Source organism: Pseudomonas sp. P5_A2_2 (genome assembly GCF_054177685.1).
Window position 1 is genome coordinate 1 of record NZ_JBGCUL010001289.1, and the last position, 1,108, is coordinate 1,108.

Below are 1,108 nucleotides of genomic sequence, written 5' to 3' on the forward strand. Positions count from 1 at the left end.
GTTCGTAAATCTCGAACGGCCCCATGGCCGCTACTGCCGGGTTGCCCGCCAGCAGCAGGAGTGCCGCCCCAAGCATGGAAAGCTTATTCATACAACCGAACATCCTTATTCCTCGGTCAACGCGGAGCCTGCCCGGTCGAGCAGCGGTTTGAACAAATAGTTGAGGAGTGAACGTTCACCGGTGCGCMCAAACATTTCCGCCGGCATACCGGGTTTGATCACCAGACCGTTGAGCTTTTCCATGGCCTCATCGCTGACGCTGCTGCGCAGCACGTAATACGGTGCGCCGGTTTTCTCGTCGAGCAACTGGTCGGCGGAGATCAGGCTGACTTCGCCCGGTACTCGCGGGGTGCGGCTCTGGTTGAACGCGGTGAACAGAATGTCCACCGGCAAGTGCGTGCCGACCTTGTCGACCAGGTTGATCGGCAGGTGCCCTTCCACTTCCAGGCGAGTGCCCTGGGGCACGATCTCCAGCAGATTTTCGCCCTGTCGCACCACCGCGCCGACCGTGTGAACCCCAAGGTTGACCGCGATGCCATCGGCCGTGGCGAGGATCTCGCTGTGTTGCAGGTCGAATCCGGCGGAGGTCAGTTGTTCCTCCAGGGTCACGCTTTTGAGCTGTGCATCGGCCAGTTGGGTACGGACTTCCTTCTGATACTCCTCGATGTGTTGTTGCAACTTCAGGTGCGATTCGAGGATGCCCTGCTCCACGCGCCCGCTTTCGCCGGTGTTTTCTGCCAATTGTTGTTGAACTTGCGACAACTGCCGCTGGTACTCCATCAGTCGGTTGCGCGGGATGTAGCCGTTGTCCGCCAGGGGCTGGAGATTGCTCAGCTGTTGTTGCAGCGAGTTGGCCTGGGCGCTCAGATCGGTACGGGCGCGGCGCATGCCGGCCAATTGCGCGCCGGCGCCTTCGATGCTGGCACGCAGGGCCGCTTGTTCGCGGGAGAAAGCATCGCGGCGGCTGCTGAACAACTGGCGCTGGCCTTCCAGCACCAACGCCAGGCGCGGATCGGGATCGTTGCTCAGCTCGGTGGGGAAACTCACTTGTTTCAGGTTGTCCCGTTCGCTCTGCCAACGCGCAAGGCTGGCCCAGGCCATACGGTAC

Annotated in this window: 1 protein-coding gene; it reads right to left on the reverse strand. The window is 61.4% G+C overall.

The features are described from left to right. Positions 1–105: 105 nt before the first annotated feature. On the reverse strand, positions 106–1,108 hold a 1,003-nt coding region (locus ACXRVY_RS30855; RefSeq protein WP_458239188.1), incomplete at its 5' end, for an HlyD family type I secretion periplasmic adaptor subunit.